General features: G+C 65.2%; 12 protein-coding genes and 1 pseudogene. 5 read left to right on the top strand and 8 right to left on the bottom strand.

Annotated elements, in window-relative coordinates; genetic code table 11:
- Positions 1-15: 15 nt before the first annotated feature.
- The 3 genes from F0U60_RS18220 to F0U60_RS18210 all read left to right on the top strand — a co-directional run bounded on the left by F0U60_RS18220 (position 16) and on the right by F0U60_RS18210 (position 2,852).
- Complete coding sequence (locus F0U60_RS18220) at positions 16-1,683, top strand: phosphotransferase (protein WP_395821529.1); 1,668 nt, start codon at positions 16-18, stop codon at positions 1,681-1,683.
- The gene (locus tag F0U60_RS18215) at positions 1,674-2,051 is read left to right on the top strand and encodes an AraC family ligand binding domain-containing protein (RefSeq protein ID WP_395821526.1); all 378 of its coding nucleotides are present in this window, start codon (positions 1,674-1,676) and stop codon (positions 2,049-2,051) included. Before F0U60_RS18220 ends, F0U60_RS18215 begins: the two co-directional genes overlap by 10 nt.
- 78 nt (positions 2,052-2,129) lie before the next feature.
- Complete coding sequence (locus F0U60_RS18210; RefSeq protein ID WP_395821524.1) at positions 2,130-2,852, top strand: VOC family protein; 723 nt, start codon at positions 2,130-2,132, stop codon at positions 2,850-2,852.
- Between the two features lie 133 nt (positions 2,853-2,985).
- On the opposite strand, the gene F0U60_RS18205 is transcribed toward F0U60_RS18210, so the two are convergent.
- From F0U60_RS18205 to F0U60_RS18185, 5 genes are all read right to left on the bottom strand, one after another.
- The gene (locus tag F0U60_RS18205) at positions 2,986-4,422 is read right to left on the bottom strand and encodes a rhodanese-like domain-containing protein (RefSeq protein WP_395821521.1); all 1,437 of its coding nucleotides are present in this window, start codon (positions 4,420-4,422) and stop codon (positions 2,986-2,988) included.
- 172 nt (positions 4,423-4,594) lie between these two features.
- Positions 4,595-5,521, bottom strand: coding sequence for a hypothetical protein (locus F0U60_RS18200; protein WP_395821518.1), 927 nt, complete (start codon positions 5,519-5,521; stop codon positions 4,595-4,597).
- Positions 5,522-5,715: 194 nt separating this feature from the next.
- A complete protein-coding gene (locus tag F0U60_RS18195; protein ID WP_395821515.1) occupies positions 5,716-6,798 on the bottom strand; it encodes a Gfo/Idh/MocA family protein in 1,083 nt (360 codons plus the stop codon).
- Positions 6,799-7,163: 365 nt separating this feature from the next.
- Positions 7,164-7,964: a hypothetical protein gene (locus F0U60_RS18190; RefSeq protein WP_395821512.1), complete on the bottom strand. Its 801-nt coding sequence runs from the start codon at positions 7,962-7,964 to the stop codon at positions 7,164-7,166.
- Positions 7,965-8,051: 87 nt separating this feature from the next.
- Positions 8,052-8,795 carry a hypothetical protein gene (locus F0U60_RS18185; protein ID WP_395821509.1) on the bottom strand — a complete coding sequence of 248 codons (744 nt, stop codon included), beginning with the start codon at positions 8,793-8,795 and terminating at the stop codon, positions 8,052-8,054.
- 531 nt (positions 8,796-9,326) lie between these two features.
- Here F0U60_RS18185 and F0U60_RS18180 point away from each other — a divergent pair.
- Together F0U60_RS18180 and F0U60_RS18175 are read left to right on the top strand one after the other, a co-directional pair.
- On the top strand, positions 9,327-9,830 hold the full coding sequence (locus tag F0U60_RS18180) for a hypothetical protein (RefSeq protein WP_395821506.1): 504 nt from the start codon (positions 9,327-9,329) through the stop codon (positions 9,828-9,830).
- A 300-nt stretch (positions 9,831-10,130) separates the two neighbouring features.
- Positions 10,131-10,413, top strand: a pseudogene (locus F0U60_RS18175) (tyrosine-type recombinase/integrase); the annotation flags it as partial.
- Positions 10,414-10,613: 200 nt separating this feature from the next.
- On the opposite strand, the gene F0U60_RS18170 reads toward F0U60_RS18175, so the two are convergent.
- The 3 genes from F0U60_RS18170 to F0U60_RS18160 all read right to left on the bottom strand — a co-directional run bounded on the left by F0U60_RS18170 (position 10,614) and on the right by F0U60_RS18160 (position 13,346).
- On the bottom strand, positions 10,614-11,174 hold the full coding sequence (locus F0U60_RS18170) for an ester cyclase (protein ID WP_395821503.1): 561 nt from the start codon (positions 11,172-11,174) through the stop codon (positions 10,614-10,616).
- A gap of 181 nt (positions 11,175-11,355) precedes the next feature.
- Positions 11,356-12,291 (bottom strand): alpha/beta fold hydrolase, encoded by a 936-nt coding sequence (locus tag F0U60_RS18165; RefSeq protein WP_395821500.1) that lies wholly within the window; start codon positions 12,289-12,291, stop codon positions 11,356-11,358.
- Positions 12,288-13,346, bottom strand: a complete 1,059-nt coding sequence (locus F0U60_RS18160) for an alkene reductase (RefSeq protein ID WP_395821497.1) — start codon at positions 13,344-13,346, stop codon at positions 12,288-12,290. Before F0U60_RS18160 ends, F0U60_RS18165 begins: the two co-directional genes overlap by 4 nt.
- Positions 13,347-13,407 lie beyond the last annotated feature (61 nt).

Below are 13,407 nucleotides of genomic sequence, written 5' to 3'. Positions count from 1 at the left end.
CGAAGGGAGATTTACTTGGAAGTCATCGTGCGCAACACCATGTGCCCGCGACACCCGGACACCCACATCTGCGTGGTGGATCGCATGCGCGAGGCAGTCCTGAATGGCGCCATCAACCGAATCACAATCCTCTCAGAAGAGAAAGAGGCAGGAGCCTGCGAATGCGCTTCGTGGCCGGGGATGGTGAAACAGACAGCACCCGAGAACGAAGAAGAGCGCTCTCGAACACTTGCCGAGGCGCTGCGCTGTGGCGTCGGCAATGTCCTGATCTTCGACTGCGCCTGCAGCATTCGGCCGGAGGTCCTGCAGACCTTCGCCAACCTCACCACCGCCACCGTGCTGGTGGCTGACCCGGTGGAGGGCGGTAGGTCGGCGAAGGCCGCGGCCGGCCAGGAAGACCGCCCCACCCTGCTGTTGGACGGCCTCGGAACCAACCTCGCCGGTGGTTACCTCGGGGCGCTCCTCCTGACGAGCGAGGAGCGGCCGGATCTGTGCGCCGCCCTCGAGGAGAGCGACTTCCTGATCTCCTGGCATGGAGCGCTCGCCCGCTTGTCACGCCGCATCCGACTGCGAAGCGCCGTATTCTCCCGCGACATCCACGGGAATGAAACCGTCATCGAGAGCAGGCTGGCTGGCGGCTCCTATGCCCGCACGTACCTGAGGCTGCACACCGCGTCCGGACGCCGTACCGTTCGCAAGGAGGCGATGGGCGCCGGCCGCGGCAAGCTGACCGAGGAAATCCGCTGGCTGTCCGGCCTGGAAGGCCCAGCGAGCCAACACTTTCCGGAAGTGGTCGACTCCCGCATCGAGCCGTACGGCGTCTCGATGGACCTCGCGTACCACCATCTCCCCACGCTGCGCCGGCTCATCCTCTCCGGAGAGATCGACGAGGCAGAAGCGGCGAGGTGGGCGTGCCGGGTACTCGCCGCGCTCAAGCGCGACATCCACCCCAGCGGCCAGCGGCCCGCGCCCGTGGATTACGTGTGGCGCACCCATCTGCGCCGCATCGAGGAGAGACTCGCGGAGACCGCGAACGCACTTCCGGAGCGGCAGGCGCTGTGGACCGCCGACAAGGTGCGAGTGAACGGGGTGTGGCTGAGAAACGTCCACGAGCTCGTCTCTGCCCTGGCGCGCGACCAGCGGGCGCTCCGCATCCTGACGCCCAAATGGCTGGTGCGTACCCATGGAGACCCGCACTTCGACAACATCCTGATCGACAGGAACAACTACCGCTTCTTCCTGATCGACCCCCGCGGGAATGACGGCTACGACGTGGCGTATGATCTGGGAAAGATCTGGCACTCCGTCAACTCCATGTACGACCTGATTCACGATGGACACGTGCGGGTCGAGGCGCAGGGAGACGAGATCAACTACACCTTCACCGCACCGCGGATGGTGTCGTTCTATCGCAGGGTGAGGGAGCGCGTACGCACCTGGCTCTCCGCCACCGGGTGGAGCCAGGGCGATCCCTACTGGATGCTCAAGGTGCGGCTGGCGGAGGCCGCCCACATGTGCAGCGTCATGCCCTTTCACATTGCCCGGGATTCCCAAGACACGGTCGCGATCGCCTGCTACGCACGCGGGCTTGAGCTGATCAACAGCCTCTACGCGGATCTGATGTCAGCCCCTGATCCGGTGGACCCGTGGACCGAAAGAAAGGATGCAGCCGAATGCGTGTAGTGCATTGTGCGGACGTGGTGCCCGGTCACCGCCCGGATGGGCGGGTGGTTCTGCCCCTGCTCGACCTACCGGTGAACGTTCCGGTGAACCAGACGGCCATTCTGTTCGTCGAGCACCCCGCGCACTTCACCGAAGGAAGACATCACCACCAGTCGCTCCACGAGATCTTCTACTTCCTCGATGCGGCCGACTATTGGGTCAATGGCCAGCTGATCCACCTTCAGCCCGGTGACCTGCTCGTGCTGGAACCCAATGACGTGCACGGCGCGATGCCGGTGCCCCACAAGGTGCGACTGATTGTCTTTCACGTACCGAAGGTGCCCGGCGACAAGGTCGATGCACCCGTCGGAGCGCGTGTGGCCAGCTGACCGGCCAGCGCCCTGGACTCGACCGGGGCGCTGGCGTAGCGTTCGTGACGAGCCTTCGCGATACTCTGAAAGAACGTCATGGCCCCACATCGCGAGTCGCTCGGTGACACCATGAGCCACGCGCGCATCAGCCTCTGCCACGTCTTTGTACTCGTCGAGTCCGGCGCTCCAGAGGCCGCCAAGCTGGAACAAGCGGGCCTGCGTGAGAGCTTCCGGCGCGTCCATCCGGGCCAGGGCACTACCAACGTCTGCTATTGCTTCGACAACGCGTACCTGGAGTTGCTGTGGGCTGTGGACGGGACGGACCTGGCGAGTCCCGCCGTCGCCCCGACTCGACTGGCCGAGCGTGCGGCCTGGCGAAGTACCGGTGCCAACCCCTTCGGCATCGCCTTGCGCACCGAGCCGCCCGAAGCCCCATTGCCCTTCGCCACCTGGGACTACCAGGCCCCCTTTCTCCCTTCGGGACGGACGATCCCCGTTGCTCATGCCAGCAAGGATCCGCGCCAGCCCTTCCTGTTCCGCTCCCCCGGCAGTGCCCGGCCCGATCAGTGGACGGATGGCCGGGCGGGCGAGCGGCAGCGAGGTGCTGGATTGTCTGAGATTGTCGCCTTGCACCTCATGCTCCCACCCGGTCTGGAGCCGGCAGCGGAGCTGCGACAGCTGGAGCAGGCGGGGCTTCTCACCTTGGGGACTGGAGAAGAGGGGCCCCGCATGCTCCTGACGCTCTCAGGCCTCACGGGCGGCCCGCCGAAGCGCTTGTCCCTGCCAGACTTCGGCTGGTCTGTCCCCTCATGTCCATGAGGTTGCTGATGCTTCGGTGCAGAGACAGTAGGCACCCGGCAGTGGAGCTCAGGCGCTGCCCTCGTAGAAGCGCCGCATGAGAAGGGAGTGTTCCGTTGGTAGGCGCACGCGGGCCCCTCGCCCTGCATTCTTCCTATTGGTAGTAGATCTCGTCACCCGTCGGGTACTCCCTCGGGGCAGGGGTCTCTCCCGGGTGTGGAGCGCCTTGCTCCACCGGCAGCTCCAGCTTCTTCCACGCGGTCATCCCGCCGAGCAGGTTGGACACGTTCTGGAATCCGTGACGCAGCAGGATACTGGTGGCCAGTCCCGCCCTGTATCCGACGCCGCACGTCACCGCCACCGGTACCTCCGGGCGCAGTCCCAGCCCGGGCAGGAGCTCCTCCAGCTGACCCACGTAGGCGTGGTGCGCGCCCGGGATGTGGCCTGACTCGAACTCGGAGATGTCGCGCACGTCCAGCAGTTGGTAGCGCGCGGCGTGCTCGTGGAGCTCGTTGGGCGTCAGGGTGGCATTGCGCTCGATAGGCAACCCCGTATTGCGCCAGGCGCCGAAGCCACCAGCGAGAATTCCCTCCACCCGATCGATGCCGATGCGGGCCAGCGAGAGCACCGCCTGCTCGGGCTCCACTCCCTCGGGCATCACCAGGAAGATCGGGGTGCCAAGGTCGGCCACCCAGCCACCAAAGGTGGGCAGCCCCTTCATCCAGATGTTCAGCGAGCCGGGGATGTGGCCCCCGGCGAAGGCCTCGGGCTCGCGTGCGTCGATGATGAGCCCGTCCCGCGAGGCCTCCTGGAAGGCCCGGGGGAGCAGCGGGGGCACGGTGCGTGGATCCCGGTCGAGCGGGAAGCCGCCTCGCAGGTTGAGCTCCTCCATGCGCGAGAAGTAGGGCGGCCGGGGGAGGCGCTCGCGCAGCTTGTGCGCGATGAAGTCGTCGCGGCCCAGGACGAAGACGGGGTTGCGGTGGCGCTCGATGCCGAGCGTGGTCAGCGCCCGGTCGTCGATGTGGCTGCCGCACATCGAGCCCGCTCCATGTGCCGGGAAGACGAGCGCCTGGTCTCCCAACGGCAGGATTTCTCGGTGCAGCGAGTCATACAGGAGCGCGGCGTTCTCGTAGGTGCGCTCGGGGTCCGACAGGTCGGTGCGCCCGGTCTCTCCGGCGAAGAGCGCGTCGCCGGTGAAGACACCCCAGGCGTGCTTGGGGTGACTGTCGAGGAAGACAGCCCAGCTGAAGCTCTCGGGGGTGTGGCCCGGGGTGTGGAGGGCGAGCAGGGAGAGGTGGCCGAGCTGGAGCCGCTCGCGCTCGCCCATCTGGAGGTCGACGTAGCCGGTGATGGGGTGCTTGCCCGCAACGATCCGGGCACCGGAGAGGTTGGCGAGCGAGGTCGTCCCCAGGACGAAGTCCTCCTGCCGGTGCGTCATGAGCACGTAGCGCAGGCGCAGGCCCTGGGAGTGGAGAACCTCGAGGTAGACGTCGAGGTCGCGCCGTGGATCCACCACGAGTGCCTCGCCGCCGTCGCCGAGCACGTAGGAGACGTGGGCGAGCCCGGGTGTCTGGATGGCCTGGAAGAACATGGACGTGGACCTCCTCGTTTCAGGGTGAGGTCCACGTCCATGGAAGAGGAGAGGTTCCGGGCCGAGGCCCGCTCCGCTCGCCAGCCCCTCGGGGACACGGTTCAGGGCGTGCTCGTCGCTCGCGGCGCTACGGTCGCCAGGAGGAGACGGCGTCCCTGTTGAGGCAGGAGGTTCAGGAGCAGGTGCCACAGTCCGCCGCGCAGCTGTCACGCGTCGTCCCACTGCCGCACTGCTCGGTCCACTGGCACACCCCGTCCCCGCACCGGTACACCTCCTCGGGCCGCAGCCGCGTGGTGATGGGCAGGTACTGGCGTCCGTTCAGCGTGCAGCTCGTGTAGTACGGCTGGGTGCCCTGTCGCGTACACAGGCTCTCGCACGAGCCGACGTACGCCACCGGCGCGCACGCGGATTCGGTGGTGCTGGACATCAGGGCGCAGGCGCGCGGCGAGCTCTCCGTGTCATCCAGGCTGCGGCTGTCCGCGCCCACGAAGAGGCCCTCACCCGTGAAGAGATTGCCGAAGAAGCACCCCTCGAGCCGTGAGTACGTCTCCAGCTCCTCCTGGCTGTAGTCGATCTCCACCCCCGCCGAGTTCTTCCCCAACACGGACAGCGGAACGCTCACCCCGTACTTGTTCACGTGCGCCAACAGGCACGCCGTCATCACCTGCTGCTCCGCCTCCGTCGCCGCCGTGCCCCCCGCCCACCCCGGCGTGAGGCCCAGCAGCCCCTCCCAGGTGTAGATATGCGCCGTGGTCGGGTCCGTGTAGGTGATGCTCTGGCCCTTCTGCACGCCACAGCGCACCACGTACTGCATCAGCGTGTCGTTCTGCGCTGGGTCACCCTGGAACCATGTCGTGAAAGCGGCCGTGTTCACCCCGTTCGTGGAGAGCCCGTTCGTCGAGAGCCCGTTCGTCGAAAGCCCATTCGTCGAGAGCCCATTCGTCGAGAGCCCGTTGTTCGTGGAGATGCCGTCGATCTCCTGGATCTGGCTGGCGAGGGCCGGCGGCTCGTGGAACTCCTGCGCGGGCCCGCAGCCCACCGCCAGCACCTGCGCCGCCAGCAGCAACTCCAGGGTTCCCTTCCATTGAATCTTCTTCATGAGTTTGTACCCCCCTGCCTTCGTGAATACGTGTTGAGGTTACTCCACCGGCCTGGGCGCACGCGTTCTCCCTCAGGAGGCGTGACGGCGCCGTGACCGGACTGGCGACCGCGCGTGCGCCGGAGGCAAGGGATGGTTCTCGTGCCAGGGGTAGGTGGCCGTATCGTTGGCGAACTTCCAGCGGTTCTCAACCGTCAGGCGAGCTCATCGAGCCGTACCCAGCGGCGCTCGCGCATCGAGCGCTGGATCGCCTCCTGCTGGCGCTCGACCGCCCAAGCCTGGGCGAAGTTGGGCCGCGCCTTGACCTTGCCCTCGATAGCCCGCGCCATGGCGTTCATCGATAGCGACATGGGGTGCGCGGGCTGGATTTCCGCCTCGGAATCGAGGCCGACCTCGGGCGTGCGCAGCAGCCGCTCGGGAATCTCGACACGGCGGAGGCCCGTCTCTCCGAGCCGGCCGGAGTGGAGGGTCGTGTCGCGGCTGGTGGGGAAGGAAGGCGCCTGCGCGACCAGCCGGCCCTTCGAGCCGAACACGTCGAGCAGCCAGCCAGAACCGAGCGTCGCATTCCACGAGATCTGGCACTGGATGACGAGCCCGCTCTTGAAGCGCAGCAGCATCGAGGCGAAGTCGTTGGTCTCGACCTTGAGAACGGTCTCGCCATCGGCCGAGCGCCATTCGGGCAGCAGCTGGCCGTCGTGGGCGACCAGCTCCTCCACCTCGCCGAACATGTAAGCCAGCATGTGCAGCGCATGGCTGCCAAGGTTGCGCACCGCCGAGACGCCGTGCCCCTTCTCCGCGAACCAGTTGTACGGGAACTGCGGGTTGAGGATGTTGTAGAGGGACATGTTGAAGAGGCAGGTGCCGCCGAAGGGCTGACCCAGCGCGCCGTCGTCAAGCATCTCCTTCATCAACTGGTGGGCGGGCACCCACTCGGAGAAGGCGTCGCCCACGCCCACCAGCCCACTCCCAGCCCAGGCCTCGTTGATCGCGCGCGCCCCCCCGAAGCTGGCCGCGTGGGGAATGGCGTTGTAGACGTGCTTGCCATTCTTCAGGCAGGAGAGGACCATCGCCTCGCGGATGCTCGGGCGCGTGCCGCAATCGATGATGTCAATGTCTGGGTCGGCCGCCATTGCCTGCGCGTCCCAGAAGGCGCGAGGGATGTTGCAGCGTTTGGCGGCCTCCTCGGCCGTCTCCTTGCGCGAGGTGCAGACCGCGACGACCTCGATGCCCGGCACCGCGCGACGGGCGGCTCCGTCCCCGCTCGGGGCCAGAGGCACACCCCCGTTTTCCCTCTGAAAATGAGGCGCCCATCTGTCCGGGCGAGTCCAGGCGCATCCGTTCCGCTTGGTCCTTTTTTGGTCCCCTTCGACCTCTGCGGGGCCAGAGCAGTGAGGCATTCTGATTATGAATTGATTCAATAAAATCAAAACTCCATATTGCTATGAGGCACCGCTGGAACGAGCACAGGCCCAAGGAGGCCTCAGCTTCGCTCGCTTAACCCGCGCCCCGCGTCCTGGCGCCATAAGCTCCTGAGCTTCGGATGCCGACCTTGGGCAAGGACGGCCACAGCATCCACAGTGGATCTTTCTCCGGGACGAGGTTACTAATCCCACGAGGTTACTTCCGAAGTGACCTCGTAGTATTAATGCTGTCCCAACTCCCTGTCCCAGGCAGCCAACTGTACGGCCACCGCGTATTTGTCGGCGCTGGAGAAATCCTCGAACTTCTCCAGGGGAAGCGCGGAGAGGCGCTCGTGCAGGAAGTCCGGGTCGCTGAGCACCTCGTGGTGCTTCAAGTCGTTGTCCCCCTCCACCAGGACGGGAATCACCCGGAGCACGGCCTCCTCGCAATCCTCGCGGGTAGCGCGAGACATGCGCTCCACCGTCAGGGCCAGGTGCTCGCGGACCGAGGCCGGGCCTCCGGGGCACCAGGCCTCCAGGGTCTTGCCGTAGATATCCTCCATGAGTTCTTCCAGCGTGTACTTCCTACCGGGCCAGAACGCGTAGCGGGGGCCCTGGAGCACATCCCAGAAGCGGAGCACCGAAGCGAGCCGGTTCGCCACACGCTCCGCGCTCCGCGGCGGGGACGGAGACACGGTATATTCCAGGGCGCCCCACGGGGTGCCCAGGCAGAAGGACTCGAAGGCGTCCCTCATGCGTTGACGCTCCTCCTTCGGGACGCCTCCATTCAAGTCCATGAAGACGTCGCCGAACATGTGCATCCACCAACGCGTGCGGCCCAAGTCGAATTCGGCCGCTGAGTGCATCACCAGCACCTCGCCGGGCGGCACCTGGCGCATCTGCCGGGGATGGGTAAAGGCACCGGTCTTGAGGTACTCCCGGGCCCACCAGCGTCCCTCGGCTCTCGCCTTGCGGCGGATGGCGGCGGTGGTGCCGTAGAGCCACGCTGGAAACTCAAGCACAGAGGGTTGTCCCGGGGTCATGGCTTTTCGCCCTACCACAGCGGTCAGACGCTCCTCAAGCGCCGGGCACTTCGCGCGCTCCGAGGGCGGCAGGCGCCTCGCGCCCGCTCAGCGGTAGTCCACTGGCAGGTAGACCTGGCCCTGGAAGCCCTTGGGGCGTTCGCCCCCTTCATAGGCGGCCCAGATCGCCTGCTCGGCCAACTCACCGCGCTGTTCTATTTCTTCCCTGGGCAACTCCTCTGCCTTCTGGGCCGCCCGCTCCTTCCAGGAAGCATTGGGCTTCTTGCGCCGGTAGCTCCAGCGGTACAGCGTCACTCCGGGCTCTGGCGTTCGCCAGGACAACGGCCAGAGTGCTCCCCCGTTCTCGAATTCGAGGAAGAGCGACCCCTCGAAGCCGGTGCCTCCCACGAGCTTCTTGTCAGGCTCGGCAACCTCATTGAGTGCCGCCAGGTAGCGCCCCGCCTCTTTTCTCCCTATCTCGCGTGACTTCTCATTGTCCGGCTTGAGCTCGAACAGCACGAGGAGGCGGGTATCAGTGATGTCCGGGCGCAAGCGCCTCACGAACCCAGGAAGACGCTCGGGGTCCCCCAACTCCCCCTTCTCCACAATTCTGTAGAGGTCGACGGTGTTGAGAAAGACGACGCTGGTGGGATGCTGCACGCTGTATGCTCTGCCAATGGCCTCATGTGCGACCTTGCCAAGAAAAGCGCTCCAGGGCTCACTGGAGTCCGGCTTACGGCCAGGGATCGTGGAGGAGGGCGGCTCCGCCTGGGCTGCGAGGGCCGTCACGAGCACCAGGATAAGACCCGCCAGCCTCCAGGTGCTCCTCGTCCTGGTTCCACCTTTGTTCATGTCCAACATGCTCCTCCCAGTGCAGGGCAAGGTTGGAGAAGGGACCATGAAGGGCTGACATGCCGATGACGACCGTATGCTTCGTCATGGGAGGCGGCGGGAATCGAACCCGCGCCGGGCGGTGCGAAGCATCTAGCAGAATCGCGCCCTTACTTCGCAACCGCCCGGAATAATTCGGAGTCGTTATCCCGCCGCGTCCCGTGTCGTCCTGTCCTGACCCATTCCGTTCCGCAGGCTCCTGCGACATACGTGCAACATGGCGGCTCCCTTCGCCTCGGGTCTTGGAGGAAGCCAGGACCCTGCGGGCTTCAAAGCTGGTTCGCTCCCAATCCACTAGGAGCAGCTCCCGGAGAGCCCGCCCCCGCATCGCCACGTTCGCGCCGATGGTGGCCAAGTTCACCAAGTGCTCAAGTGTCAGGACGGCCTTGTTCTCAAGCAGGCTCAGAATCACCGTATCTGTTCGCCGTCCCACGTCCCACCCGAACTACGAGCCGATAGGCTGCCGTTTCAGGTTAAGCCACCTTGGGGCTAATGACGCTTACAGCGATCAAGGACATCGCCGACATCATTGCCGACATCATCACGGCACTTGCGGCCATTGTGGCCGGCGCGTTCGCGTACTACCGCTTTGTCAAAGGCCGGGTGTTTCATCCTCGGCTCACGCTCAGCGCGCAGGCGCGCCAATTTCGCATTGGCGCAGCCGATTATCTGTTGACGACGATTGAAGCCTCGAACGTTGGCCAATCGAGAATCGACCTCAGTGATGCAACACTTAGAGTGTGCTCGCTGGAGGGGCACGCTGGCATAGGCACGGTGAGCGAGCCGCAACGCGGGCCGGTATACACGTCCCGGGTGCTCCTCGCAGAATCTTGGATAGAGTCGGGAAAACCGCTGAGAGAACAAAGCCTCCTGACGTTGCCGTCGGGTCATGACGCTCCCGTTCTGATCAATCTTCGAGTGGTGGCTCAGGGGGTGTCATTTACGGCGACGGCCATAGCTGAACCGGTGCAGAGCAAGGGAGGACAACGTGCATAGCACCGCTTACGAGTTGCAAGGGTTGACGATTGCTTCGCGGTTGTGTCCGCCGTCTTCACGATCGCGATCGATGCGGCTGGAACCTGAGTCGGTGGAGGAGAGCCAAATCCTCGATCTCGAACGCCAGATCGGGGAGGCGCGCCGCACCGGCACGCCGGTGGACGCGCTCATCGAACAACGGAACCGCATCTACAAGTCGTGGATCGAGCGACTCAAGAGAGAGAAAGACCAGGCGCCAACACAGACGGACCGAGTGCTACTCGAGAGGCAACTTGAGCGCGCGATCCGAGATTACGGAAGCAGCCGCTTCGCCGCGCGCTCACCGTGCGGGCATCAGTCGCGAGGAGGGGCGGCTCGGGTGGCACGACCTACGCACACCTACGCCAGCCACCTTGTGATGCAGGGCGTTCCGCTCAAGGTCATTCAAAAGTTGATGGGACACGTCACCATCGAGATGACGGAGCGCTACGCCCACTTGAGCCCGGATACGCGCAGAGAGGCGGTCGGGGTGCTCGACCTGCCTCTTGCGCCCGCATGCGACGTATATGCAACACGGATGGAGGAATCCGCTAACCACCCGTGATCACGGCGTAAAAAAGTGGAGGCGGCGGGAATCGAACCCGCCGCCGGAAGCATCCGGCTAGAGACAGCGGTGAGGATAGAACCAACGAAGGAGCGCACGCCGCGAGTAGACGGGGCCGGGCTGCTGCGCTTCCCCAGGCTCTGGCGACGCGCGAAAACGCCCACGCCGAAGGCTCGGCGTGGGCGCTGGCCTGCCTGCTCCTACTGCGCGAGCCCGATCTGCTTCATGTACGACTGGTTGTCCCAGAACAGGTACTCCTCGACCATGACGCCGTCCTTCCAGCGGCCCACCGTATTCATGGTCAGTTTGAACGGCTTGCCCGTCGGGGCGATGCTCGAACCATCGGGGAGCGGCATGGGCTGGGTGAAGGTGCCTTCCATTTCTCCGATGACGCTCGTCCACTCGCCGGTGCCGAACTTGATGGGGTGCACCAGGATGCGCGTGTCCGGGGCGTACACGAACATCGCTTTCAAATCCTGGATGTGGACGTCGATGCCCTGCGTCTGATGCCCGTCAGGCCAGTGGACGATGACATCCTTCGAGTGGCTGTGGTGGAGCTGGTCCCACTTCTGGTGGGTGAACACGTCGAAGTCGAGCGCATCGAACGTGGCGATGTGCTCACTCACCTGTCGCTCGTTCTCCTGATACCGCTCCAGCTCCTGTTCCGGGCTCGTGCAAGCCATGGCACCCATCAGCGCCAGGGTGGCCAACGCGGTGCAGATAGACATGCGGGACTTCCCCTGCGTTTCGTTCGTCTTCATGGTCTTTCCTCTTCGGTGGGAGCACGACCTCGGGCGCTGTCCCTCCGTCGCGCTGTTCGAAGAGCAAGATGCCGTTGTTGCTTCGGTGCAACTAGGCGTCTTGGAAGCACAGCACTGTTGCTCAATTGGAACAGCGAAAAAGCGAGGGGACGGACATGGGACCGTTGGTCAGAGGACTCACTCACTCATCCATGGGCTGGCGAGAGGGGGCGAAGAAGCGAGCGAGTCTCTCGCCGACCCAGGCCGGATTGTCCTCGGCGAAGGTATGGCCGCTCTGGGGGACGAGCTCCGCTTCGACATTCTCCGCGACCTGGAGCACGCAGCCGAGTGTCTGGGCCTGCGGGATGCCCTGGTCGCCGTTCAGCACCAGCACGGGCATCTTCAGCTTGGAGCAGAAGGCCGCGCGGTTCTCCCTGCCATCCTCGACCATCGTCTCGTAGTGCTTGAAGCCGGCGCGCATGCCACCCGGCGCGAGGTAGTACGGAAGGAAGAGATTCACCGCCACGTCCGCCGCGTCCTTCGACGTGGACGCCCATTTCATCCAGGGTAGCAGGTAGGCCACTTCCTTCCCGGCTGTCAGCATCTCGGCAACATCGACCTGGGCGTGGAAGCCGAAGTGCCAATAGCCGCCCGTTGCCGGATTCATCAGCTCATCGAGGCCGAAGCCGGGGATCAGAGACTCGGCGAGGATCAGCCGGCGGACCTCGTCAGGATGGCGGGACGCGTAGGCATAGGCGACCATCGTGCCGATGTCGGTGCCAACCAGGTTGATGGTGTCGAAGCCGAGCGACTGGACGATCTGCCGCACGTCCTCGGCGACGTTGACCTTCGAGTAACCGGTCTCGGTCTTGTCGGAATCGCCGAGGCCACGAAGGTCGGGGGCGATCACGGTGAAGCCAGCCACGGCGAGCAGGGGCATCAGCTTGCGCCACGAGGCCCAGGTGTACGGGTACCCATGCACGAGCACGAGGGCCGGGCCCTTGCCGCCCATCACATAGTGGATCCGGGTGCCGTTCACGTCGGCGTAGCGATGCGTGAACCCGTTGAGGCCTTTCACCGGGCTATCTGCCTGTGGAGCGGCCGGCTCCATTCCGTTTGTCGTTGGATGGGTGTTCATGCTGCCTCCATGGGGGGGTAATCCGTCAGGCCGGTTTCGCCCGGCGCGTAGAAGGTCTGTGGGTTGGGCTTGTTCAGCGGGGCGCGTCTGGCGAAGCGCTTCGGCAGGTCCGGATTGGCGAGGAACAGCCGGCCATAGGCGACCGCGTCCAAGGTGCCCTGGGCGATCGCCTCTTCGCCCTTCTCGCGGTCGAACTCACCCGCCCCGATCAGCCGGCCCGCGTAGTGCGACCGGATCCACTCCAGCGGGATTCCCGGTCCAGACCCATGGGCGAGATCCTGCGCGGTGACACGGGTCACATCGACCCAGGCGAGACCGAGTGGACGGAGCCGCTCGAGAAGATAGGCGAAGGTCTCCTCAACCCGCGGATCCGGGCTCCCCGCGACGGTGGCGCTGGGCGAGAACCTGATTCCAACGCGCTCGGCACCGTAGACGTCCGAGACCGCCGCGAGGATTTCCAGCGTCAAGCGTGTGCGGTTCTCGAGGCTCCCCCCGTAGCTGTCCTCACGACCGTTGGTTCCAGCCCGGAGGAAGCGATCGAGGAGGAAGCCATTTCCGTTGTGGATCTCGATGGCATCGAAGCCCGCTTCCCGGGAGGCCCGTGCGCCGTTGACGTACCCCTTCACGATGCCGGCGATTTCGGATGTCGTGAGCTCAGCCGGTGTGATCGCTTCCATCATGGCCCAGCCGGGTGGCCGTCCCTTGGCTTCGTCTTCCTTGCGTTCGCGCCCGGTGTGCCAGAGCTGGGCGGCGATCAGGCCGCCCGCGTCGTGCACGGCCTCGACCACCTTGCGCCAGCCATTGACCTGTCTGGCGGTGAAGAGACCGGGCAGTGGTGGGAAGCCAGCGCCGTAGGGAGCGACGGCGGTGGACTCCGTGATGATCAGCCCCGCGCTGGCCCTCTGGGCGTAATACCTCGCGACGAAGTCCGGGGGAGCCAGGTCCGCGTCCGCTCGCACGCGGGACATGGGGGACATGATCACCCGGTTGCTCAAGGTCAGAGCGCCAAGGGTGACTGGAGTCAGGAGTCTGTCTTGATGATGGATCGGGACCATTCCGGGTTCCTGTTGCTGGGTTCGTGTTGCAATCATTTCTATGTAGAGCCCCGGGGCGTTC

Origin of the sequence: Archangium minus (assembly GCF_044360475.1) — a bacterium.
In the GTDB taxonomy this organism is placed as follows: domain Bacteria; phylum Myxococcota; class Myxococcia; order Myxococcales; family Myxococcaceae; genus Archangium; species Archangium minus.
This window is presented reverse-complemented; position numbering and strand designations above follow the sequence as displayed.

Excerpts from the sequence above, each read along its gene's own strand:
- F0U60_RS18215 (WP_395821526.1), top strand. The coding sequence starts at position 1,674 with ATGCGTGTAGTGCATTGTGCGGACGTGGTGCCCGGTCACCGCCCGGAT.
- F0U60_RS18185 (WP_395821509.1), bottom strand. The coding sequence starts at position 8,795 with ATGAACAAAGGTGGAACCAGGACGAGGAGCACCTGGAGGCTGGCGGGT.
- F0U60_RS18170 (WP_395821503.1), bottom strand. The coding sequence starts at position 11,174 with ATGAAGACGAACGAAACGCAGGGGAAGTCCCGCATGTCTATCTGCACC.
- F0U60_RS18165 (WP_395821500.1), bottom strand. The coding sequence starts at position 12,291 with ATGAACACCCATCCAACGACAAACGGAATGGAGCCGGCCGCTCCACAG.
- F0U60_RS18180 (WP_395821506.1), top strand. The coding sequence starts at position 9,327 with ATGACGCTTACAGCGATCAAGGACATCGCCGACATCATTGCCGACATC.
- F0U60_RS18200 (WP_395821518.1), bottom strand. The coding sequence starts at position 5,521 with ATGAAGAAGATTCAATGGAAGGGAACCCTGGAGTTGCTGCTGGCGGCG.
- F0U60_RS18210 (WP_395821524.1), top strand. The coding sequence starts at position 2,130 with ATGGCCCCACATCGCGAGTCGCTCGGTGACACCATGAGCCACGCGCGC.
- F0U60_RS18160 (WP_395821497.1), bottom strand. The coding sequence starts at position 13,346 with ATGGTCCCGATCCATCATCAAGACAGACTCCTGACTCCAGTCACCCTT.
- F0U60_RS18190 (WP_395821512.1), bottom strand. The coding sequence starts at position 7,964 with ATGACCCCGGGACAACCCTCTGTGCTTGAGTTTCCAGCGTGGCTCTAC.
- F0U60_RS18205 (WP_395821521.1), bottom strand. The coding sequence starts at position 4,422 with ATGTTCTTCCAGGCCATCCAGACACCCGGGCTCGCCCACGTCTCCTAC.